Here is a 21,518-nt window from a genome sequence, read left to right as displayed (position 1 = left end):
GCCGTCGGCACTGCCGAGGGGCTTGCCCAGCAGCAGGCGAACGTACTCCGACCCGATGAATCCGGCTCCGCCGGTGACGAGGATCCTCACGGGTCGGGAAGTGTACGCGAAGTTGGGTGCCCTGCGCGGGGCGCGACCCCCCCGCACATCCTGCTTCTGTGCCGCTAGGCTGCCCCGGTGCGTGGAATCCTACTTGCCGGCGGCACCGGTTCTCGGCTCTGGCCGATCACCCGTGCGGTGTCTAAGCAGCTGATGCCGGTCTTCGACAAGCCGATGGTCTACTACCCGCTCTCCACCCTGGTGATGTCCGGGGTGCGGGAGATCCTGGTGATCACGACCCCGGACGACCAGGACCAGTTCCGTCGGCTGCTCGGCGACGGCAGCCAGTTCGGGCTGCGGCTGGAGTACGTCAGCCAGGAGCGCCCGGAGGGCATCGCGCAGGCCTTCATCCTCGGGGCGGACTTCATCGGCACGGAGTCGGTGGCGCTGATCCTCGGCGACAACATCTTCCACGGTGGTGGTCTGGGCCGGCAGCTCGCGGCCCACGGCGACCCGGTCGGCGGGCGGGTCTTCGCCTACCAGGTGGCCAACCCGCAGGAATACGGTGTGGTCGACTTCGACGACGCCGGTCGGGTGCTCTCGATCGAGGAGAAGCCGGCCCTGCCGAAGTCCCGCTACGCGGTGCCCGGCCTGTACTTCTACGACAACCGGGTCGTGGACATCGCCCGCAAGCTCACCCCGAGCGCCCGCGGCGAGCTGGAGATCACGGCGGTCAACGAGGTGTACCGGGAGACCGGGGAGCTGTCGGTGACGGTGCTGGATCGGGGCACCGCCTGGCTGGACACGGGCACGTTCGCCTCCATGATGCAGGCGGCCGAGTTCGTCCGGGTGGTCGAGGAGCGGCAGGGCCTGAAGATCGGTTGTGTCGAGGAGGTGGCCTGGCGGGCCGGCCTGATCGACGACGACCAGCTGCGCGCGTTGGCCGCGCCGTTGACCAAGAGCGGTTACGGCGACTACCTGCTCGGTCTGCTCGCTGAGCCGAGCGGCCGCCAGGGGGTGGCCTGGTGAAGATCCGGGAGCTGAGCATCGAGGGCGCCTGGGAGATCACCCCCCAGCAGCACGGCGACTCGCGCGGCATGTTCATGGAGTGGTACCGCTTCGACAAGCTCGCCGACGTGGTGGGGCATCCGCTGCGGCTGGCCCAGGCCAATCTGTCGGTCTCCGCCCGTGGCGTGGTGCGCGGCATCCACTTCGCCGACGTTCCGCCGGGGCAGGCCAAGTACGTCACCTGCGTGCGCGGTGCGGTCCTCGACGTCATCGTGGACCTGCGGGTGGGCTCGCCGACCTTCGGCCGTTGGGAGGGCGTCCGGCTGGACGACACCGACCGTCGGGCGGTCTACCTCAGCGAGGGGCTGGGGCACGGTTTCTGCGCGCTCACCGACGACGCCACGTTGAGCTATCTCTGCTCGGCCAGCTACAACCCGACGGGTGAGCACGCGGTGCACCCGCTGGACGAGGAGCTGGGCATCGAGTGGCCCGCCGACGTTCCGTTGCTGTCCGCGCGGGACGACGCGGCGCCGACCCTCGCTCAGGCCCGCGAGAGCGGCCTGCTTCCGGAGTACGACAACTGCCGGCGGTTCGTGGCGAGCCTCGGTCCGGACGGAATGTCGCACTCAACCGGTATGTGACCACCCCCGGGGCACGACCTGTGGTGTGACAGTGACGAACCGGGCCTCCGGGCGGCTAATGTCACACCATGGAGCGGCGAATCTTCGGCCTCGAGACCGAGTACGGCGTCACCTGCACCTATCGCGGGCAGCGGCGGCTGTCCCCGGACGAGGTCGCGCGGTATCTGTTCCGTCGCGTGGTGTCCTGGGGTCGGTCGAGCAACGTCTTTCTGCGTAATGGAGCCCGGCTCTACCTGGACGTCGGGTCGCATCCGGAGTACGCGACACCGGAGTGCGACTCGGTGACCGATCTCGTCGCCCACGACCGGGCTGGCGAGCGGATCCTGGAGGGCCTGCTCGTCGACGCGGAGAAGCGGCTGCACGACGAGGGCATCGCGGGTGAGATCTACCTGTTCAAGAACAACACCGACTCGGCCGGTAACTCGTACGGCTGCCACGAGAACTACCTGGTCTCCCGGCACGGGGAGTTCGGCCGGCTGGCCGACGTACTCATCCCGTTCCTGGTCACCCGGCAGTTGATCTGCGGGGCCGGCAAGGTCCTGCAAACCCCGCGCGGCGCGGTCTACTGCCTGTCGCAGCGGGCCGAACACATCTGGGAGGGCGTCTCCTCGGCGACCACCCGCAGCCGTCCGATCATCAACACCCGTGACGAGCCGCACGCCGACGCCGAGCGCTACCGGCGGCTGCACGTCATCGTCGGCGACTCCAACATGAACGAGGTCACCACGCTGCTCAAGGTCGGCACCGCCGACATCGTGCTGCGGATGATCGAGGCCGGGGTGGTGATGCGCGACCTGTCCCTGGAGAACCCGATCCGGGCGATCCGGGAGGTGTCGCACGACATCACCGGCCGGCGCAAGGTGCGGCTGGCCAACGGCAAGGAGGTCAGCGCCCTGGACATCCAGCAGGAGTACCTGTCCAAGGCGACCGAGTTCGTCGAGCGGCGCGGCGGCGACCAGGCCGCCAAGCGGGTCGTCGAGCTGTGGGGCCGGGTGCTCAGCGCGGTGGAGACCGGTGACCTGGAGCCGGTCTCGCGGGAGATCGACTGGGTCAGCAAGCTGCGGCTGATCGAGCGCTACCAGCGCAAGCACGACCTGCCGCTGTCGCACCCCCGGGTGGCGCAGATGGATCTGGCCTACCACGACGTGCGTCGCGGTCGCGGCCTCTACGGTCTGCTGGAACGGCGTGGCGAGGTCGACCGGGTGGCCACCGACCCGGAGATCTTCGAGGCCAAGGAGACCCCGCCGCAGACCACCCGGGCCCGGCTGCGCGGCGAGTTCATCCGGCACGCCCAGGAGAAGCGGCGGGACTTCACCGTGGACTGGGTGCACCTGAAGCTCAACGACCAGGCGCAGCGCACCGTGCTCTGCAAGGACCCGTTCCGGGCGTACGACGAGCGGGTGGAGCGGCTGATCGCCAGCATGTGACGGGTCTGCCGGCCCCGGCGGTGGTGTCCGCCGACGGGGCCGGCCTACCGGTGGGCGCACCGGCGCGGGCGGCGCGGTGGCCGCTAAGCTGGGTCCGCCATGACGACTTCTGGACCTTCCGACCGCCCTGAGCGCGGCGCCGAGCGGCAGAACTGGGTCGAACGCCGGCGGGAGAAGATCCGCGCCGAGGTCGACCGTAACCGCCGTGGTGAATACACCGTGCCGACGTGGGTGCTGGCGCTGGCGCTGGTGCTCATCGTCGGCGGCTGGCTAACCCTGGTCTTCCTGGCCTAACCCCACCCCACCCCACTCCACCCCGCAATGCTCGCGTTGATCATGGGGTTATTGCCCTGACACGCGAGGCGGCGGGCAATAACCCCATGATCAACGGGGCGGAGGACGGCCGGAGGGCGGGCGGTTAGGGCAGCAGGGTGGCGGCGTGGCGGCCTGCCGCGGCGGCGGCCAGGAAGTACGCGTGGTCGGCGTCGAGACCACGGCCCATCGTGGACAGCGGCACGGCGCTGGCGCGCAGCGCGGCGTCGAGACCGGCGGTGGGCACCCGGACGATCCGGTGCCGGGCGGCGAGGGGGGCCAACGACGCGTCCACCTCGGCCGCGAGGGCCGGGTCCAGGTCGTCGGGCACCACCAGCTCCGCCGGGGCGAGGGCCACCCGGCCGTACGCGGTGAGGCTGTGGTGGGACACGCCCCGGTGCCGGGGGCGGGGGTCGGCGTCGGAGATCCGCAGGGAGCCGACCGGCCGTCCACCCAGGGTGGCGATCGCGTTGACCGCCTCACCGACGGCGACACCGGAGAACCCCCACCGGGTGCCGGTGCCCAGGTTGCCGGGCCCCTGGGCGACGATGGCCAGGTCGGCGTCGAGCACGTGCCGGGCGGCGAGCAGGCCACCGTGCAACGTGGTCGCCTCCAGGTCGCCGCCGAAGGACTGTCCGACGGTGATCGTGCCGGCCAGGTCGGCGCGCAGCCCGGCGAGGGTGCGGGAGAACCAGGCGGGCAGGGCCCCACCATCGGTGAGCAGGTACGCCACCCGCGCCTGCGGGAGGTCGGCCCGGATGCCGGCCAGGATCGCCGGCAGCGCCGAGTGCAGATCGGCGGTGACCACCGGCAGGCCGCCGAGGTCGTCCGCGTCGGCGAGTACCGCGCGGTGCGGGGACGCCTCCTCGTCGACGCCGAGCAGGATCGGCTGCAACGGCGTGTAGCGGGCCTTGACCAGGTGCCCGGCGTCGCGGGTGTCGCCGACCTCCGGCGGGTCCGGCGGCAGTCGGTCCGGCAGGGCCACCACCAGGGCGTACCCGCCGGTGCCCAAACCCATCAGCAGCGCGCCGGCGTTGAGCAGCACCCGGTCGCCGGGCTCGGGTGTGCCGACCAGCTCCGGGTAGGCCAGCGCCCGCATGCGCGTGCCGTCGGGCAGGTCGACGTCGAGTTCCACCGCCCCGGTCCACTGCCGTCGCAGCGTCGCCACCGTCCCCGTACGCCATCGCACCATGACGGGCACGCTAGCCGCGCGGACCCGACGGCCCGCGCCCGGGTACGGCGGTGGTGGCGGATCAGGCCGGTTCGGGGCCGCCGGCGTCCGGGGTCGGCCCGGCCTGGGTGTGTCGGGCGGTGCCGGTGGCCCCCGGCAGTGAGCGGGTGGGGTCGAGAAAGACGAAGCGAATCTCCGGGTACCGCTCGGTGAGCTGTCGCTCGGCCTCGTCGGCGGTGGCCTCGATCTGCGCGCCGGTGGCCTCGTCGCGGAAGTCGACCTTCGCGGCGACCAGGATGTCCTGCGGGCCGAGTTGCATGGTCAACAGGGTGTCGATGCGCTCCACCTCGGGCAGTCCGGCCAGGTCCTGCTCGATCTCGCGGCGCAACCGCTCCGGTACGGCCCGACCGACCAGCAGCGACAGGTTGTTGCCGGCGAGGATCCCGGCGACCGTCAGTAGCAGCAGCCCGATCAGGATCGACGCGACGCCGTCCCACACCTCGTCGCCGGTGGCGTGCGACAGGCCGACGCCGGCCCCGGCGAGCAGCAGACCGATGAGCGCCGCGCTGTCCTCCAGGAAGACCGCCTTGACGGTGGTGTCGGCGGTCAGCCGCAGGAACCGCCGCGGCGTGGTGTGCCAGCGCCGCGCCTCGCGGCGGACCTGCCGTACCGCCCGGGCCAGGGAGATCGACTCGATGACGAACGACACCGCCAGGACGATGTACGAGACCAGGTAGTCGCCGCTGTGCTCGTGCACCAGGATCGTGGTGACGCCGTGGGTGACGGCGAAGCCGGCCCCGGCGACGAAGGTGAACATCGCGGCGAAGAACGCCCAGACGTAGCTCTCCTTGCCGTACCCGAAGGGGTGTCGCTGGTCGGCCGGCCGGGCGCCCCGGCGCAGCGCCTGGAAGAGCAGCACCTCGGTGGTGGTGTCGGCGACCGAGTGGGCGGCCTCGGACAGCATCGCGGCCGATCCGGAGATCAGCCCGGCGATCAGTTTGGCGATCGCGATGGCGAGGTTGGCGACACCCGCGACGACCACCGTGCCGACGCTTTCGCTCTCCGGCCTGGCCTCCGCCTGCGACATCCTGTCCTCCGCTTGCGACATGAGGATCACCCTATGACCGGAAACGGCGAGGCGCTGGGGGAGGCCGGATCCGAACAAGTGTGCGGCACGCCCGCGTGGGTGCACGTCGCGGGCGTGTCGGCTGCTAGCGTCTACCGGGTGTCGCGGACCCGCACCGAACGCCTGGTCAACCTGGTGATCTGTCTGCTGTCCACGCGACGGTTCCTGACCGCCGCGCAGATCGCCGCGACCGTGCCCGGCTACGAGCACGACCCGGACGACGCGCGTGACCACGAGGCGTTCCAACGCAAGTTCGAGCGGGACAAGGCCGAGCTGCGTGAGCTGGGTGTGCCACTGGAGACGGGCACGGCGAGCGCCTTCGACGCCGAGCCGGGTTATCGGATCGCCCACCGCGAGTACGCGCTGCCCGACATCCTGCTGGAGCCCGACGAGGCTGCCGCGGTGGGCATCGCCGCCCGGCTGTGGCAGCACGCCGGGCTGGCCGCCGCCGCGTCGTCCGGGCTGGCCAAGCTGCGCGCCGCCGGGGTGGACGTGGATCCGCAGGCCACCCTGGGCCTGGAGCCGATGGTGACCGTCGATCCGGCGTTCGCGCCGCTGACGGCCGCGGCCCGGGACCGCCGCGAGGTCGGGTTCGACTACCGGGTGCCCGACCGGGACGCGCCCAGCCGGCGGCGGCTGCAACCGTGGGGCGTGGTCTGCTGGCGCGGCCGGTGGTATGTGGTCGGCCACGACCTGGACCGGGCGGCGACCCGCTGCTTCCGGCTGTCCCGGGTGGTCGGCGCGGTCCGGGTGACGGGCGTGCCCGGCGCGTACCAGCCGCCGCCGAACGTCGACCTGATCAGCCACGTGGCCCGCTGGTCGGGTCCGGTGGAGCGCACCGGCCGGGCCACCGTGCTGGCCGCTGCGGGCCGGGCCGCCGGGCTGCGCCGCTGGGCCGTGCAGGTGACGACCGGGCCGGACGGCGACCGCCTGGTCCTGCCGTACGCGGACCCGGACGGGTTGGCCGGCCACCTCGTCGGCTACGGCCCGGACGTGCGGGTGCTCGACCCACCGGAGGTCCGCGACGCGGTCATCCAACGACTCAAGGAGATCGCCGTCCGGCACGACGAACTGGCCGTCACCGGCGGTGCCCGGTGACCCGCCCGGCTGCCCGGGGCGGTTCCCGCACGTCCGCCGACCGGCTGGCCCGCCTGCTCAACCTGGTGCCCTACCTGTTGGCCCGACCCGGCATCGAGATCGCCGAGGCGGCCGGTGACCTGGGTGTCACCGAGCGCCAACTGCGGGAGGACCTGGAGTTGCTCTGGGTGTGCGGGCTGCCCGGTTATGGTCCCGGTGACCTGATCGACATGGCGTTCGACGGTGATCGGGTGACGATCACCTACGACGCCGGCATCGACAGGCCTCTGCGGCTCACCCCGGACGAGGCCCTCGCGCTGGTGGTGGCGTTGCGGATGCTCGCCGAGACGCCCGGGGTGGCCAACCGCGAGGCCGTCGAACGGGCCCTGGCCAAGATCGAGGACGCCGGTGACCTGGTGGGTGCGCCGGTGGCGGTCCGGCTGCCCGGCGACACCCGGCGGGTCGAGGCGCTGCGGGCCGCCGTGGAGGGCGGCCGGGCGCTGCGGATCACCTACTACACCGCCGCCCGGGACGAGACCACCGACCGCGTCATCGACCCCCTGCGGATGCTGATGGTCGGCGGCCGGGCCTACGTGGAGGCGTGGTGCCGGCGCGCGGAGGCGGTCCGCCTGTTCCGGGCCGACCGGATCGACGCGATCACCGAGCTGCCCGAGCCGGCCACCGTCCCGCCGCAGGCCGTTCCGCACGACCTCACCGAGGGTGTCTTCCGCCCCTCGCCGGACCTGCCGCTGATCACGCTGCGCATCGGCCGGAGCGAGCGGTGGATCACCGAATATTATCCGTGCGAGCGGGTCGAGGCCGGTGACGGCGACCAGTGGCTGGTCTCCCTGCGGGTCACCGACCTGGGGTGGGCCCGCCGGTTCGTGCTGGGCCTCGGCCCGGACGCCGTCGTGGTCGCCCCGGCCGAGCTGGCCGAGCAGGTCCGAGCGGCGGCGGCCGCCGCGTTGGACGCCTACGCGGTGCCCGCCCCCGCGGCCGAGCTTCGGGTGCCCGAGGTCGACGCGACGAGCGCGCCGGCGGGCGACCCGGCGGTGGCCGGCCGCACCCAGTAGGCTGACCGCCGTGCTGATCTGGATCGTGCTCGCGGTGGTGCTGCTCCCGCTCGTGGCGCTCGTGCTGGCCGTACGCCCGGTGCTGACCCGGCTGCCTCGGCTGCGCCGCGCCGCGGTGGCGTTGCAGCGACGGGCCGCCGAGGCCGAGGCGCTGCGGGAGACCGCCGAGGTGTTGCAGCAGCGCGCCGAGGATGTCCAACGCCAGCTCGACACCACGTCCCAACGGCTCGCGGTGATCAAGGCCAAGCGGGGCTGATCGCGCCCCGCCGGGCTGGGTGCCCGGCGGCGGTTGACGGATCATCGCGCGTTGGTCAAGACTTCACCCTTCGGGTCGAACCACCCCCACCCGGCGGGTGTCAGGCAGCCGATCCGCACGTACGATGGGCTGCGTACCACCCCTCGGACACAGACCGACTGGAGCTTCTCATGGGTGCCCTCAAGCCGTGGCACATCGCTGTTCTCGTGGTTGTGCTGATCCTGCTCTTCGGGGCGAAGCGGCTTCCCGACGCTGCTCGTTCGCTGGGTCGGTCGCTGCGGATCATCAAGGCCGAGACCAAGAGCCTGCAGGACGACGACCGCGACCTCGCCGAGAAGGCCGACGCGCAGGCTGGCTACCAGCCGTTGCCGCCGCACGCCGGGCAGCAGGCGCCGTACGCCGGGCAGCCGCAGCAGGCGCCGTACCAGCAGGCGCCGACGCAGCAGCCGGTCGTCGACCCGGTGCACCGCGTCCGCGACAACTGACCGAAGGGCCCCACCACCGTGGCCTTCGCACTGCGCAAACGCGGCCCCAAGGCGTTCGAGCGGGCCGCCGATGGCTCGATGACACTCATCGAGCACGTCCGCGAGCTGCGTAATCGTCTGTTCCGCGCATCGTTGGCGATCATGCTCGGCTTCGGCGTGGGCATCTGGCTGGCGAAGCCGGTCCGGATCCTGTTGTCGGAGCCGTACTGCAGCCTCGACGCCTCGCTCGACCCGGTCACCGGGAAGTGCAAGTTCGTCCAGCTCGGTGTCGCGGACGTCTTCCTGCTGAACCTGAAGATCGGTCTGTGGGTGGGCCTGATCATCGCGGCGCCCATCTGGCTCTACCAGCTGTGGGCGTTCATCGCGCCGGGCCTGCACCGGCACGAGCGGCGTTACGCGTACATCTTCACGGCTCTCGCCGCGCCGCTGTTCGCGGCCGGCGCGGTCCTGGCCTTCTTCGTCACCACCAAGGGCCTCGAGTTCCTGCTGAACGTGTCCGGCGACGACATCGCGACGAATCTGGAAGTCACCCGGTACATCTCGTTCGTCACCAACCTGATCCTGCTGTTCGGTGTGGCGTTCGAGTTCCCGCTGATCGTGCTGATGCTCAACTTCGTCGGCCTGGCCAGCGCGAAACGGCTGCTCAGCTGGTGGCGGGTGGCGATCTTCGTGTTCTTCGCCTTCTCCGCCGTGGTCACCCCCACCCCGGATCCGTTCGGGATGACCGCTCTGGCGCTCTGCCTCACCGCGCTCTACTTCGCCGCGGTCGGGGTCGCGTTCATCAACGACCGGCGACGGGGGCGGGGCAAGGAGATCTACGCCGGCATCGACGACGACGAGGTGTCGCCGTTGGAGTTCGACAAGGACCCGGTCGTGGCCGGGCAGCGGGTCGACTCGGCCGCGCCGATCGGCGTACCCGAGCCGGTCGCCGCACCGGCACCGATCGAGCGTCGCTACGACGACATGACCTGACGGCCCCGCGCCGCCCGGTCAGCCGACGCCGTCCCCGTTCCCCGGGGGCGGCGTCGCCGCGTTACCGGTGGTGTCCGCGCCTGCCCCCGGAAAACGGTGGGTGTCCGACCGGTACGGTGCTGCCCGTGACCGCAGACGATCACCTGCCCGGCCCGCCCGCCGGTGCCCCGGCCGACCGCGCCCCGCTCCCCGGTGGCCCCGTGGCGGTGCTCGCCAACCCGACCGCCGGTCGGGGGCGGCACCGGGCCCTGCTGCCCCGGCTGTTGGACGGGCTGGCCGCCGCCGGCCGTCCGGTCCGCGTGCTGTCGGCGGTCAGTCCGGGCGAGGCGGAGGCCGCCTGTCGTGCCGCCGTCGCCGACGGCATCGGTGCGCTTGTCGCGATCGGTGGGGACGGCACCGTGCACCGGGCGATGCAGGCGGTCGCCGGCACCGCCGTGCCGTTCGGTCCGGTGCCGGCGGGGACCGGCAACGACTTCGCCCTCGACACCGGGTTCCCCGCCGACCCGGTGGCGGCGGTGCAGGTGATCGCGTCCGCGTTGCGGGCCGGCCGGACCCACGTCGTCGATCTGGCCCGGATGACCGGGGCTGACGGCGCCGAGCGGTGGTTCGGGGCGGTCCTGGCGGCGGGGTTCGACGCGATCGTCAACGAGCGGGCCAACCGGATGCGCTGGCCGCGCGGACCCCGCCGGTACGACCTGGCGATCCTGGTGGAGTTGGCCCGGCTGCGGCCCCGCCGCTACACGCTGCGCCTCGACGGGGTGCCGCACGACCTCGACGCGGTGCTGGTGGCGGTGGGCAACTGCCCGACGTACGGGGGCGGAATGCGGATCTGTCCCGCCGCCGACCCGACCGACGGGCTGCTGGACGTGGTGGTGGCGGGGCGGGTCAACCGCCGGACGCTGGTCCGGGTGAAGCCGCGCATCTACCAGGGCACGCACGTGAGCCATCCCCTGGTGACCAGTTACCGGGCCCGCACCGTGGAGCTGGCCGCCGACGGGATCGTCACGTACGCCGACGGGGAACGTTCCCTGGAGCTGCCGGTGACGATCAGCGCCGTTCCGGGCGCCGTGCGGCTGCTGCGTTGACCCGTACCGCTCCGATGCTGGCCGCGATGACCAGCACGATGGCGGCGCACTCCAGCAGGGTGAGGGCCTGCCGCAGCACCAGCCACCCGGCGAGCGTGGCGACGGCCGGGCCGAGGCTCATCAGCACCGCGAACGTGGCGGTCGACATCCGTCGCAGCGCCAGCAGCTCCAGGGTGTACGGCAGCCCGGAGGCGAGCACCGCGAGGACGGCGCCGAGCGCCAGCACCGGCGGGTCGAGCAGGACCGCGCCGCCGTCGACGATGCCCAACGGCAGGGTGACGAGCGCGGCGACGGTCAGCGCCAGGGCCAGCCCGTCCGCGCCCGGGAACCGGCCGCCGACCCGGGCGCTCAGCACGATGTACGCGGCCCACATGGTGCCCGCGCCGAACGCGAAGGCCACCCCGGCCGGGTTGAGCCGGTCGAAGCCGCTCTGCCCGAGCAGCGCCACCCCGGCCAGGGCGAGTCCCGCCCAGCCCCAGCTGGCCAGTCGTCGGGCGCTGAACACCGACAGCGCCAGCGGGCCGAGCACCTCGAGCGTCACCGTCGGCCCCAGTGGGATGCGTTCGATGGCCTGGTAGAACAGCGAGTTCATGCCGGCCAGCGCCAGCCCGAACGCGCCCGCCGCGAGCCAGGCCGACCGGTCGTACCCGCGCAGTCGGGGCCGGCACACCATGAGCAGCAGCACCGCCGAAATGGTCAGCCGCAGGGTCACCGCGCCGGCCACCCCGGTACGCGGGAAGAGCAGCGCGGCCACGGCGGACCCGAACTGCACCGACAGCGCCCCGCCCAGGACGAGCCCCACGGCGACGACGCCGCCGCGCCGGGCCGGTGGCGTGTCGGCCGGCGTGGGCGTGGGCAGCAGCGTCTCGGTCACGCGCACGACGGTAGCGGTCGGTTCCGGCTCCCTCGCGGCGGTGTCGACCTGCCGAAATGCGAACCCCGGCGGGGCCGACACGGCCGTTCCTGGTCGCCAACGCGGTGCTACCGGCGTACGGTTCCTGGTATGACCAGCGCGATGCGGAAGCTGTCGATCTCCGTGCCACCCGACGTGGCGGAGCGCCTGGAGCGCGAGTCCAACGCCAGCGCCTACATCACCCGGGCCGTCCGGGACCGGATGCGGTTGGACGCCTTGGACGCGGAGTTGGCCCACCAGGGCATTCCCATCACCGAGCAGGGTGTGGCCGAGGCGCGCGCCCGCCGTGCCGCCGTGGAGGCCGACTGGTCCCCGGAGCGCCGCGGCGCGCTTCGGGAGCGGGCCCGCCAGCACGCGCGGGACGCCGCCGCCGGCACGCGCGAACAACCGGCGGCGTGAGCACCGAGGACGACCGACCGGTCCGGCTCGTGCTGGACCGGTCGGCTCTGCTGGCGTACCTGGCGGGGTCGGTGCATGTCGGGGAGCCGCTGCACGAGGTCATCCAGGACCGCAACAGGTTCGGCGTCACCGCCGTGACCGCGGCGGAGACGCTGGCGATCGTCAGTGACCCGAAGGAACGGGCGACCCTGCACCGGCTGCTGAGCCTGGACGCCTGCGAGGTGCTCTCGACCGAGGGGCACTCCTGGCACGAACTCAGCTTCTGGCGCACGGTGACGGGCCGCGCCGATCTGGCCACCACGGCGCTGGCCGTCCTCGAGCACGATGCCTCGATCCTCACCGGGGAGGACCGGTACGGCGACGAGCTACCGGTGATTCACATTCCGGCCTGACGACGTGCGGGTCAGCCCGGCAGGGCGAGGTCGAGCACCGCGCCCAGCCCGTTCTCCCGACCCGGGTCGGCGGTGGGGAGCACCAGCACCGCGCAGCCGGCCGCCACCGCGCCCGCGTCCGCCGGGGTGTCACCGACCATCAGTGTCTGCTCCGGGTCGACGCCGAGCATCCCGCAGGCCCGCCAGAAGATGGCCGGGTCGGGTTTGCAGCGCCCCACCTCGTACGACAGCACGAACGCGTCGACCAGGTCGGTCAGCCCCCAGGTGTCGAAGTGCGGTCGTACGTCGAAGCCGATGTTGCTGACCACCGCCACGGGCACTCCGGCGGCGCGCAGCGCGGTCAGTGTCGGCGCGGTGTCCGGGTACGGCAGCCAGCCCTCGGCGGTCAGCAGCCGGTCGTAGAGGGCGTCGGCGAAGCCCTCGATGCCGGCGTCGACGGTCTCGGCCAGCCCGGTGTACGCGCCTCGGTGGGCGTGCTGGTAGAGGTCCCGGTCGGCCCACAGTTCGGCCAGCCGGGGTGGCACCCGCGCAGGCAGTGGGCCGCCGGCACGCCCCGCGGTCAGCAGCCGGTCGGCCAGCGAGGTGGCGCGGACCCGGTCCAGGGTGACCCCGCACGCCGCCGCGGCCGCCAGCACCCACTGCCGGGGCTCCTCGACCTGGGCCAGGGTGCCGTGGAAGTCGAAGAGCACCGCCTTGACGGGCCGTCGGGACGCCCGGGGGGCGTCGGTCTCGGGGCTGACCGGCGGACGAGTCTGGGGCGGTTCGGCATGGTCCGGCACGCCGTGCACCCTACCGACCGCCTCGGATGGCCCAACGGGTCGGCCTTGTCGGGTGTCCCGTCCCGGCACGCACTAATCTTGGTGCCATGTCGAGCCCCGCCGAGCGGTACGCAGCGGCGCGCCGCCGGGCCGCACAGGCCGCAGAGTTTCCGGCGCTGGACGAGTTCGCCCTCGATCTGGGGTTCGACCTCGACGATTTCCAGCGGGAGGCGTGTCAGTCACTGGAGCGGGGCAGCGGGGTGCTGGTCTGCGCCCCCACCGGAGCCGGTAAGACCGTGGTGGGGGAGTTCGCGGTCCACCTGGCGTTGCGCGGGCGGCCCGACGACCCGGTGCCCGGCGACGAGCCGCCGGCCCGGCGCAAGTGCTTCTACACCACGCCGATCAAGGCGCTGTCCAACCAGAAGTACCACGACCTGGTCGCCCGGTACGGCGTCGAGCAGGTCGGCCTGTTGACCGGCGACAACGCGATAAACGGCGACGCGCCGGTGGTGGTGATGACCACCGAGGTGCTGCGCAACATGCTCTACGCGGGCTCCAGCACCCTGCAGGGTCTGGCGTACGTGGTGATGGACGAGGTGCACTACCTGGCCGACCGGTTCCGTGGCGGGGTGTGGGAAGAGGTGATCATCCACCTGCCCGCCTCGGTCACCCTGGTCTCGTTGTCGGCGACCGTGTCCAACGCCGAGGAGTTCGCCGACTGGCTGGTCACCGTGCGCGGCGAGACCGCGGTGGTGGTCAGTGAGCACCGACCGGTGCCGTTGTGGCAGCACATGCTGGTCGGCAAGCGGATGTTCGACCTGTTCCACGACGCCGACGCCGCCCGCAAGCACGACGTGCACCCGGAGTTGCTGCGCTACACCCGGGACCAGGTACGCCGCCTGGAGTTGGGGGAGGGGCGCAGCGCCGGACCGGGCTCCGGTCGACGTGGCCCCCGGTGGCGGGGCCCGATGCGCCCGGACATCGTCGACCGGCTGGACCGGGAGGGGCTGCTGCCGGCGATCCTGTTCATCTTCAGCCGGGCCGGCTGCGCAGCCGCGGTGCAGCAGTGCCTCGCCGCCGGTCTGCGGCTCACCTCGGCGGAGGAGCGGGCCGAGATCCGGCGGGTGGTCGAGTCGCGGGTGACCGCGATCCCCGGCGAGGACCTGACGGTGCTGGGCTACTGGGAGTGGCTCGACGGCCTGGAGCGCGGCCTGGCCGCCCACCACGCCGGCATGCTGCCGGTGTTCAAGGAGATCGTCGAGGAGTTGTTCGTCCGTGGTCTGGTGAAGGCGGTCTTCGCCACCGAGACCCTGGCGTTGGGCATCAACATGCCGGCCCGCTGCGTGGTCCTGGAACGGCTGGTCAAGTACAACGGCGAGGCGCACGTCGACCTGACCCCGGGGGAGTACACGCAGCTCACCGGTCGGGCCGGCCGCCGGGGCATCGACGTGGAGGGGCACGCCGTCGTGGTGTGGTCCCCGGAGACCGACCCACGGCACGTGGCCGGGCTCGCGTCCACCCGCACGTACCCGCTGCGCTCCAGCTTCCGTCCGTCGTACAACATGGCGGTGAACCTGGTCGGCACGGTCGGCGCGGAGCCGGCCCGGGCGCTGCTGGAGTCCTCGTTCGCCCAGTTCCAGGCGGACCGGTCGGTGGTCGGTCTGGCCCGGCAGGTGCAGCGCAACACCGAGACCATCGAGGCGTACGGCGCGGAGGCCGCCTGCCACCACGGCGACTTCGACGAGTACTTCGCGTTGCGGGTGGCGATCGCGGACCGGGAGAAGGCGATCGCCCGGCAGGGTCAGACCCAGCGCAAGGCCGCCGCGGTGGCGTCGCTGGAGCGGCTGCGGATCGGCGACGTGATCCGGGTGCCGTCGGGTCGGCGGGCCGGGCTGGCCGTCGTCCTGGACCCGGCGACCGGCGGGTTCGGTGAGCCCCGGCCGCTGGTGCTCACCCAGGACCGGTGGGCCGGGCGGGTCAGCCCCGGCGACTTCACCACGCCGGCCGAGGTGCTGGCCCGGATCCGGGTGCCCAAGCACTTCAACCACCGTTCACCGGGTGCCCGGCGGGATCTCGCCGCAGAGGTCAGCGGCACCGGCCTGGACCGGCACGGCGGCCGGCGGGGTGGCCGTTCCCGGCAGGCGGCCGGCGACGATCACCAGATCGCCCAGCTCCGCACCGAGCTGCGTCACCACCCCTGCCACGCCTGCCCGGAGCGGGAGGACCACGCCCGCTGGGCGGAGCGCCGGCGGCGACTGGAGCGCGACACCGAGGAGTTGCGCGAGCGCGTCTCCGGGCGGACGGGGTCCCTGGCGCGGACCTTCGACCGGATCGTGGCGCTGTTGACCGACCGCGGTTACCTCGCTCGCGACGGCGCGGTCACCGACGCCGGTCGGATGCTCGGTCGGATCTGGACCGAGGCGGACCTGCTGGTCGCCGAGTGCCTGCGCCGGGGGGTGTGGAACGGCCTGTCCCCGGCCGAGTTGGCCGCCGCGGTGTCGGTGGTGGTCTTCGAGGCGCGTCGCGACGTCGACGAGCGGGCGTCGTTGCCGCGGGGGCCGGTGGCCGACGCGGTGGACGAGACGGTGAAGCTCTGGGGCGAGATCGAGGCCGACGAGGCGGCCCGCGGGCTGACCGCGACCCGGGAGCCGGATCTGGGCTTCGCCTGGCCGGTCTACCGGTGGGCCCGGGGCGAGGCGCTGGCCAAGGTGCTCGGCAGTGGTCACGAGATCGACGGCGAGATGCCCGCCGGTGACTTCGTCCGGTGGGCGCGGCAGGTGGTCGATCTGCTCGGTCAGCTCGCCGACTCCGGCGGCGCCTCGCCGGAGTTGCGGTCCACCGCCCGGCAGGCGATCGCGGCCGTCAACCGGGGCGTCCTGGCGTACCACACCTCCACCTGACCGTCACTTTCAGTAACGATCGCCGACGAATCGGCGCTTCGGACAGTCACCGCGACAGCACCCCCCGAATAGCTTGGGGGGCACTGTTGCGCCTGATCACGCCACCCCTGATCATTGCCGAGCGCCTTTGTTGACGCGCCGGTAACGATCGGGGAGAAGACCGCTGTGGCGGACATCAATCACTTTGAGTACGGGTGGATCACGCCCGCGTTGAGTTACGCGCTGTCCGTGCTCGGTTCGGTCCTCGGGCTGGTGTGCGCGGGGCGCATCCGTACCGCGCGCACGGCCGGCCAGCGGGCCTGGTGGGGCCTGCTGGCGGCCTGGGCGCTGGGCGGCACCGCCATCTGGGCGATGCACTTCATGGCCATGCTGGGCTTCGCCGTCGAGGGCACCCGGATCCGCTACGACGTGCCGCTGACCGCGGCGAGCACGGCCATCGCCGTGGTGGCGGTCGGTATCGGCCTGGCCATCGTGGGCACCGGTCGGTTGAATCCGGTACGCCTGGTCGCCGGTGGCATCTTCACCGGCGCCGGGGTGGCCTCCATGCACTACACCGGCATGGCGGCGATGCGCCTCAACGGCAGCCTCGGCTACGACTCCGTCCGGGTCGTGCTCTCGGTGGTCATCGCTGTCGTGGCGTCCACCGTCGCGCTGTGGCTCGCGATGACCGTCCGCCGAGGGCTGGCGGTCTTCGCCTCCGCGCTGGTCATGGGCATCGCCGTGAACGGGATGCACTTCACCGGGATGAGCGCCCTGTCGGTGCACCGGCACGAACGCGTGGGCGGGGTGACCGGCGCCCAGGTGAGCACCCTGCTGGTGCCGATCATGGTGGCGGTGATCTTCGGCGTGGTCGGTCTGCTCTACGCCCTGCTCGCCGCCCCGACCGACGACGACCGGGCCGCCGCCGCGTACCTCGATGGGCGACGGGTCCCGGAGCCGGCTGCCGCGGTGCCGCCCGCCGCCGCTCCGGACCCGGTCGGGTTGCGCGCCCGCTCCACCCTCGGTCAGCCGGGCACCCCGTTCCCGTCCCGCCGGGACACCCCACCCCGCTGATCGGGGCGCGGCACGGCCGATGCGGGGTCAGGTCGTCGGCCGGCCGCCGTCGATCCGGAGGGTGGCCAGCAGCCCGGGGTGGTCGGTCGTCCCGTGCATCGGCACCGACCTGCGGCAGCAGAGGCCCACGTCGGTCGTCGCCACGACGTGTTGCCGCGCGCCGTCGTCGATCCGCTGGTGACCGGGCGGTACGCAGGAGCGCACGTCGGGGTCGCCGCCGGCGCGCAGGTTGAGGTCGCCGCTCAGCAGGACGGGCACGTACCCGCTCCGCCGACGGATCGGCGGCAGGATCGTGTCGAGCAGGTGGCGGCACTGGGTGAGCGCGACCGCGTAGCCGGTGGCCGCCAGATGTGTGGTGCAGGCGAGCAGGACCGCGTCGACGTCGACGCAGAGCCAGGCTCGTTCCTCGGGGTCCGCGAGGTCCTGTGTCGGGTGGATCCCGCGGTACACGGCGCGCGCGGTGTCCGGCGCCCGCGCCCGCGTCAGCAGTCCCACGCCGTACGGTTGGCCGTTGCGGCACCGCGTGTCGCCTCCGCTGGGGCGGTCACCGGCGGCCTGGAACGCGGAGACGACCCGCCGCCCGGTGTGCACCGTCGCGAACACCCGCTCCAGGACGGCCACGTCGTCCCGGCAGATCTCGTTGAGGGTGACCAGGTCGGGTGCCTCGGTGCTGATCACCTCGGTGGCCCGGTGCAGGGATCGGCCGCTGAAACACCCGGCGCGGCCGCTGTTGCAGAGGTTCATCTGGAGCACCCGCAGGACCGTCGGCCCGGTGCGGTCCTGCGGGCTGGCCGGCGGCGGCCCGGCGGGCAGTGCGGCGGCGGCGAGCAGACAGCCGACGGCCAGGGCGCGACGCAGAAGGCGGTGCGAGCGGGGGTCGGCCACGCGGGCTCCGGGTGCAGAGGGCGGCAGTCGTCGCCGAGGTGCCCGTGATCCTACTGACGGCCGGCCGAGGGGGCACCCGCGGTGCGCGTACCCCCTCGGTCCACCTCAGCGGGCGCGGACCGCGACGACGGTGTACGGCGTGGTCGGGGTCGGTGGCGTGGTGAAGCGGCCGTTGGGCAGGTAGAGCCGGCCCAACGCCTCGGCGACGGTGGTGGGCACGTCGAAGTTCGGGTCGGTGATGGTGCCGGTGACCGTGCCCCTGGTGCCCGCGTGGTTGAGCGTGGCCACCGCGATCTGGTTGAGGCTGTTCTGCACGACGTAGAGCGTGCGCCCGCGCAGCAGCAGCCCGTCGCCGTTGGTGAAGGTGTAGCCGGGCACGTCCACGACGGTGGTCGCGCCGGTCGCCGGGTCGACCCGGTACAGCGTCCCGGTGTTGGACTGCACGACGATCAGCGCACTGCCGTCCGGTGTGGTGGTGATGCCGTTGAGGTTCACGCCGGTGCCGACCTGCTCGTACGCCCCGGTCAGGGGGATGGTGGTGAACGTGTCGGCGGGCGGCAGGGCGCCGCCACGACCGAGCGGCAGCCGGTAGAGCACCGGCCGGTTGGAGTCGGTGAAGTACGCGGCGTCGCGGGTCAGGATGACGTCGTTGACGAACGTCGGGGTGGTGGCGAACTGGTAGCGCGCCAGCACCTCACCGGTGCGGGTGTCGAGCACGCGGGCGTCGCCGGCGGTGCCCCCGGCGACGAAGAGCCGGCCGCGCGGGTCGATCTTGAGGCCGAGCGACGGGGTGCCGGTGGGTGCGCCGATCGCGGTACCCCGGCCGGTGACCAGGTCGACGCGCTGGATGGCGCCGGTGGCGCGGGAGCCGAAATACGCGTACCGGCCGGCGGTGGCAATGCCCTCGGGTGCGAAACCGTCGGGCAGGGCGAGGACGGTGGGCAGATGCCCGGCGGGGTGTGCCTGCGCGGGCGCGACGGCGACGCAGGTCAGGAGGGCGGCGGTCAGGGCACCGCCGAGCGCGGCCCGAAGAGGTCGGTTCACTGTGCTCCTTCCGGGCGGACCGCGGCACGAGCCGACAGATCCACCACGATCACTGGGGCCAGGACCCTGCCACTGTACGACCGCCGCCGCCCGCTCGCCCGGCGTCGCCGGCGCGGTCCTCGGGGTGACCGCGCCGGCGCGCCGGCGAGCTGGGCGGATCGTCAGGCGTTGCGGACCAGCCGCCAGCGGTTGTCCGCGCTGCCGTTGTCCGAATCCTGCACCGCCTGCGCTCCCATCGCGGTCGACCCGTTCAGGATGGCGAGCAGCTTGTTGCTGTTGACGTTGCGGATCTTGTAGGTCCCGTCGCCGTTGTCGACGAGGATCCACCGGTGGTCGGCGGTGCCGTTGTCCGCCCACTGCAGGACCCGGGCGTTGTCGGCGGTGGACATGTTCTCCACACCCAGCACCTTGTTGCTGTGGGCGTTGCGGAACCGGACCGCGTTGCCGTCGGTCACGACCACCCAGTTGTGGTCGGCGGTGCCGCTGTCGCTCCACTGCACGGCCAGACCACCGTCGGCGGTGGACATGTTCTGCACGCCGAGGACCAGCCCGGTGCCGACGTTGACCAGGCGGTAGCTGCCGGTGGGGCCACCGCCGCTGCCGCTGGTGTTCCAGTAGACCGTGTAGTTGTAGCCGTGGGCGTCGTAGAAGGGGGCGAGGTTCACCGTGGACCCGTTGGCGCTGGCGGTGAACGCGAGCGAGCTGGTGCTGGTCCGGGTGATCGAGGAGACGGTGAGGGTGGGCAGGGTGCTCAGGGCCGTGTTGCCGTAGTTGCCGGCCAGCACCGTGGGGCCGTACGTGACCGCTCCGACGTTGGCGTTGTCGTTGGCGGCCTTGATGGCGACCTGCATGGGCAGCCGTACGGTGATGGTGTCGCCCGCGGCCCAGGTGCGCGTGACCGTGGCGTAGCTGCCCGGGGTGGCGGTGACGTTCTCCACCGTGCCGTTGACGGTGATCGTCGCGCCGCTGGTCCAGGACGGGATCCGCACCCGGATGCTCCAGGAGCCGCTCATCGAGCCGGACAGGGTCAGCGTGGTGGTGTCACTGACCGGGAAGCTGGTGGTCTGGGTGACCGTGATGCCGCGCTGGGTCCAGTTCAGCACCGACGGCGTGAACAGGTTCACGCTCAGCGTCGTGCCGTTGTAGAAGTAGATGGAGTCCATCAACCTCGTGTTGATCTCCAGGCCGGTGCCCTGGCAGCACCAGAACGAGTTGTAGTCGGTGCTCCAGGTGCCGCCACCCCACGCCGGGCCCACACCCCGACGGCCACCCGGTCGCAGCGGGGTGAAGTAGGTGATGTGGCCGCGGCTGTCGGCCGAGTTCTGTCCGCCGATCAGGTGGTTCATCAGCGCGCGCTCGTAGTAGTCGAAGTAGTCTGCTCGGTTCGGGTCGAGCAGCCACAGTTCCCGGGTCAGTTTGAGCATGTTGTACGTGTTGCACTGCTCGCACGTGTCGTTGGTGAGGTAGCCGGCGATCGCGTTCGGCGGCCGGAAGTGCTCGGCCTGGCTGTTGCCGCCGATGACGTAGGTGTGCGCGCCGACGGTGATGTTCCACGCGTTGCTGGCGATGCTCCGGTAACGGGTGGTCCCGGTGGCCTTGAACTCCCGGGCCGCGCCGATCCACTTGGGCACCTGCGTGTTGGCGTGCTTGCCGTTGAGCTGGTCCTGGCCGGAGGCCAGCGGGTCGAAGATGCCGGCGTGGTCGAACCGCTGTGCGGTGGCGAGCCACCGGCTGTCGCCGGTCATCTGGTAGATGTCGGCGAGCACGTCGTTCATGCCCCCGAACTCGGTGCCCAGCATCGACTGCATCTGGCTGTAGCTGAGCCGCGACGTCCGGGTGTCGACCCAGCCGGCGAGGGACAGCAGGACCGTACGGGCCTGCGTGTTGCCGATGTAGCGCCAGACGTCGAGCAGCCCGGCGAGGGTCTTGTGGATGCAGTAGTAGGGCACGTTGCCGTTGGACAGCGTCCGTGCCTCGAGCGCGCTGAAGTCGGACTCCGGGAAGCCGGAGAGGTAGCCCGCGCCGAAGCCGGCGGCACCGTTGTTCGCCTGGCACTTGGCCAACTCGGCGACCATGTAGTTGGCCTTGTCCCGGCAGGTGGTGTCGCCCAGCACCGCGTACGCGTACGCCCACGCGCTCAGGAAGTGGCCCTGCATGTGGGTCCGGAACGGGAAGTTCGGCGCGTCCCAGCCTCCGTTGGTGGCGGCGCCGTTCGTGGACAGCCGGTGGTTGGCGCGGAAGTTGTAGAGCATCCGGTCGACGTCGACGAACCGCAGGTAGTTGAGCGTCCGCGACTGGTTGTCCATCCAACGGCCGGAGGTCAGCCGCACCTGACCGAGGTCGAACGCGTACGCCGAGACGCCGATGTCCGCCCGGGCCGGCGGGACCACGGCGGCCGCGGCGCTGCCGGCGACGAGGGTGCTGCCGGCCGCGGAGACCACCGCGGTGGCACCGGCGGCCTGAAGGAGGTGGCGGCGGCTGAGGGGCAGGGATGGCATGGGA

21 protein-coding genes are annotated in these 21,518 nt (G+C 72.3%); 14 read left to right on the top strand and 7 right to left on the bottom strand.

Annotation, left to right across the window (positions count from 1 at the left end; all coding sequences use genetic code 11):
- Nucleotides 1-177 precede the first annotated feature (177 nt).
- The 4 genes from rfbA (at nucleotide 178) to AB0C01_RS31180 (ending at nucleotide 3,409) form a co-directional block, all read left to right on the top strand.
- Nucleotides 178-1,068, top strand: coding sequence for a glucose-1-phosphate thymidylyltransferase RfbA (rfbA, locus tag AB0C01_RS31195; protein WP_357249630.1), 891 nt, complete (start codon nucleotides 178-180; stop codon nucleotides 1,066-1,068).
- Nucleotides 1,065-1,688, top strand: a complete 624-nt coding sequence (gene rfbC / locus AB0C01_RS31190; protein ID WP_357249627.1) for a dTDP-4-dehydrorhamnose 3,5-epimerase — start codon at nucleotides 1,065-1,067, stop codon at nucleotides 1,686-1,688. The genes rfbA and rfbC overlap by 4 nt, the downstream gene beginning before the upstream one ends.
- 68 nt (nucleotides 1,689-1,756) lie before the next feature.
- Entirely contained in the window at nucleotides 1,757-3,115 is a 1,359-nt protein-coding gene (pafA, locus tag AB0C01_RS31185) for a Pup--protein ligase (protein ID WP_357249624.1), read from the top strand.
- A 99-nt stretch (nucleotides 3,116-3,214) separates the two neighbouring features.
- Entirely contained in the window at nucleotides 3,215-3,409 is a 195-nt protein-coding gene (locus AB0C01_RS31180) for a hypothetical protein (protein ID WP_357249621.1), read from the top strand.
- A gap of 124 nt (nucleotides 3,410-3,533) precedes the next feature.
- Here AB0C01_RS31180 and AB0C01_RS31175 read toward each other — a convergent pair whose 3' ends face one another.
- Nucleotides 3,534-4,619, bottom strand: coding sequence for a DUF3866 family protein (locus AB0C01_RS31175; protein ID WP_357572845.1), 1,086 nt, complete (start codon nucleotides 4,617-4,619; stop codon nucleotides 3,534-3,536).
- A 61-nt stretch (nucleotides 4,620-4,680) separates the two neighbouring features.
- Nucleotides 4,681-5,706 carry a cation diffusion facilitator family transporter gene (locus AB0C01_RS31170; protein WP_357249616.1) on the bottom strand — a complete coding sequence of 342 codons (1,026 nt, stop codon included), beginning with the start codon at nucleotides 5,704-5,706 and terminating at the stop codon, nucleotides 4,681-4,683.
- A 117-nt stretch (nucleotides 5,707-5,823) separates the two neighbouring features.
- Here AB0C01_RS31170 and AB0C01_RS31165 point away from each other — a divergent pair, with 117 nt between their 5' ends.
- The 6 genes from AB0C01_RS31165 to AB0C01_RS31140 all read left to right on the top strand — a co-directional run bounded on the left by AB0C01_RS31165 (nucleotide 5,824) and on the right by AB0C01_RS31140 (nucleotide 10,672).
- Entirely contained in the window at nucleotides 5,824-6,822 is a 999-nt protein-coding gene (locus tag AB0C01_RS31165; RefSeq protein WP_357572850.1) for a WYL domain-containing protein, read from the top strand.
- Nucleotides 6,819-7,874, top strand: a complete 1,056-nt coding sequence (locus tag AB0C01_RS31160) for a YafY family protein (protein WP_357572844.1) — start codon at nucleotides 6,819-6,821, stop codon at nucleotides 7,872-7,874. The genes AB0C01_RS31165 and AB0C01_RS31160 overlap by 4 nt, the downstream gene beginning before the upstream one ends.
- 10 nt (nucleotides 7,875-7,884) lie before the next feature.
- Nucleotides 7,885-8,130: a hypothetical protein gene (locus tag AB0C01_RS31155; RefSeq protein ID WP_357249610.1), complete on the top strand. Its 246-nt coding sequence runs from the start codon at nucleotides 7,885-7,887 to the stop codon at nucleotides 8,128-8,130.
- A 170-nt stretch (nucleotides 8,131-8,300) separates the two neighbouring features.
- Nucleotides 8,301-8,615, top strand: a complete 315-nt coding sequence (gene tatA / locus AB0C01_RS31150; protein WP_355031473.1) for a Sec-independent protein translocase subunit TatA — start codon at nucleotides 8,301-8,303, stop codon at nucleotides 8,613-8,615.
- Nucleotides 8,616-8,633: 18 nt separating this feature from the next.
- Nucleotides 8,634-9,587 carry a twin-arginine translocase subunit TatC gene (gene tatC, locus AB0C01_RS31145; protein ID WP_357249606.1) on the top strand — a complete coding sequence of 318 codons (954 nt, stop codon included), beginning with the start codon at nucleotides 8,634-8,636 and terminating at the stop codon, nucleotides 9,585-9,587.
- Nucleotides 9,588-9,730: 143 nt separating this feature from the next.
- Entirely contained in the window at nucleotides 9,731-10,672 is a 942-nt protein-coding gene (locus AB0C01_RS31140) for a diacylglycerol kinase family protein (protein ID WP_357249705.1), read from the top strand.
- On the opposite strand, the gene AB0C01_RS31135 is transcribed toward AB0C01_RS31140, so the two are convergent.
- Nucleotides 10,635-11,552 carry an EamA family transporter gene (locus AB0C01_RS31135; RefSeq protein ID WP_357572843.1) on the bottom strand — a complete coding sequence of 306 codons (918 nt, stop codon included), beginning with the start codon at nucleotides 11,550-11,552 and terminating at the stop codon, nucleotides 10,635-10,637. The genes AB0C01_RS31140 and AB0C01_RS31135 overlap by 38 nt on opposite strands.
- Nucleotides 11,553-11,675: 123 nt before the next feature.
- Between AB0C01_RS31135 and AB0C01_RS31130 the strand changes: the two genes are divergently transcribed.
- Both AB0C01_RS31130 and AB0C01_RS31125 read left to right on the top strand, forming a co-directional pair.
- Nucleotides 11,676-11,984, top strand: coding sequence for a hypothetical protein (locus tag AB0C01_RS31130; RefSeq protein WP_357249601.1), 309 nt, complete (start codon nucleotides 11,676-11,678; stop codon nucleotides 11,982-11,984).
- Nucleotides 11,981-12,376 carry a PIN domain-containing protein gene (locus tag AB0C01_RS31125; RefSeq protein WP_357249598.1) on the top strand — a complete coding sequence of 132 codons (396 nt, stop codon included), beginning with the start codon at nucleotides 11,981-11,983 and terminating at the stop codon, nucleotides 12,374-12,376. Before AB0C01_RS31130 ends, AB0C01_RS31125 begins: the two co-directional genes overlap by 4 nt.
- 11 nt (nucleotides 12,377-12,387) lie before the next feature.
- Here the strand turns inward: AB0C01_RS31125 and AB0C01_RS31120 are convergent, their stop codons facing one another.
- Complete coding sequence (locus AB0C01_RS31120) at nucleotides 12,388-13,155, bottom strand: HAD-IA family hydrolase (protein ID WP_357249595.1); 768 nt, start codon at nucleotides 13,153-13,155, stop codon at nucleotides 12,388-12,390.
- Nucleotides 13,156-13,241: 86 nt separating this feature from the next.
- Between AB0C01_RS31120 and AB0C01_RS31115 the strand changes: the two genes are divergently transcribed.
- Together AB0C01_RS31115 and AB0C01_RS31110 are read left to right on the top strand one after the other, a co-directional pair.
- Nucleotides 13,242-16,034 carry a DEAD/DEAH box helicase gene (locus AB0C01_RS31115; RefSeq protein ID WP_357249592.1) on the top strand — a complete coding sequence of 931 codons (2,793 nt, stop codon included), beginning with the start codon at nucleotides 13,242-13,244 and terminating at the stop codon, nucleotides 16,032-16,034.
- Between the two features lie 165 nt (nucleotides 16,035-16,199).
- Complete coding sequence (locus AB0C01_RS31110; protein ID WP_357249589.1) at nucleotides 16,200-17,087, top strand: MHYT domain-containing protein; 888 nt, start codon at nucleotides 16,200-16,202, stop codon at nucleotides 17,085-17,087.
- Between the two features lie 27 nt (nucleotides 17,088-17,114).
- On the opposite strand, the gene AB0C01_RS31105 is transcribed toward AB0C01_RS31110, so the two are convergent.
- From AB0C01_RS31105 to AB0C01_RS31095, 3 genes are all read right to left on the bottom strand, one after another.
- Nucleotides 17,115-17,972: an endonuclease/exonuclease/phosphatase family protein gene (locus AB0C01_RS31105; protein ID WP_357572842.1), complete on the bottom strand. Its 858-nt coding sequence runs from the start codon at nucleotides 17,970-17,972 to the stop codon at nucleotides 17,115-17,117.
- A gap of 105 nt (nucleotides 17,973-18,077) precedes the next feature.
- Nucleotides 18,078-19,016 carry a superoxide dismutase gene (locus tag AB0C01_RS31100; protein WP_357572841.1) on the bottom strand — a complete coding sequence of 313 codons (939 nt, stop codon included), beginning with the start codon at nucleotides 19,014-19,016 and terminating at the stop codon, nucleotides 18,078-18,080.
- A 161-nt stretch (nucleotides 19,017-19,177) separates the two neighbouring features.
- The gene (locus tag AB0C01_RS31095; RefSeq protein WP_357572840.1) at nucleotides 19,178-21,514 is read right to left on the bottom strand and encodes a beta-L-arabinofuranosidase domain-containing protein; all 2,337 of its coding nucleotides are present in this window, start codon (nucleotides 21,512-21,514) and stop codon (nucleotides 19,178-19,180) included.
- Nucleotides 21,515-21,518 lie beyond the last annotated feature (4 nt).

The organism is Micromonospora sp. NPDC048905, assembly GCF_040649655.1.
In the GTDB taxonomy this organism is placed as follows: domain Bacteria; phylum Actinomycetota; class Actinomycetes; order Mycobacteriales; family Micromonosporaceae; genus Micromonospora.
This window is presented reverse-complemented; position numbering and strand designations above follow the sequence as displayed.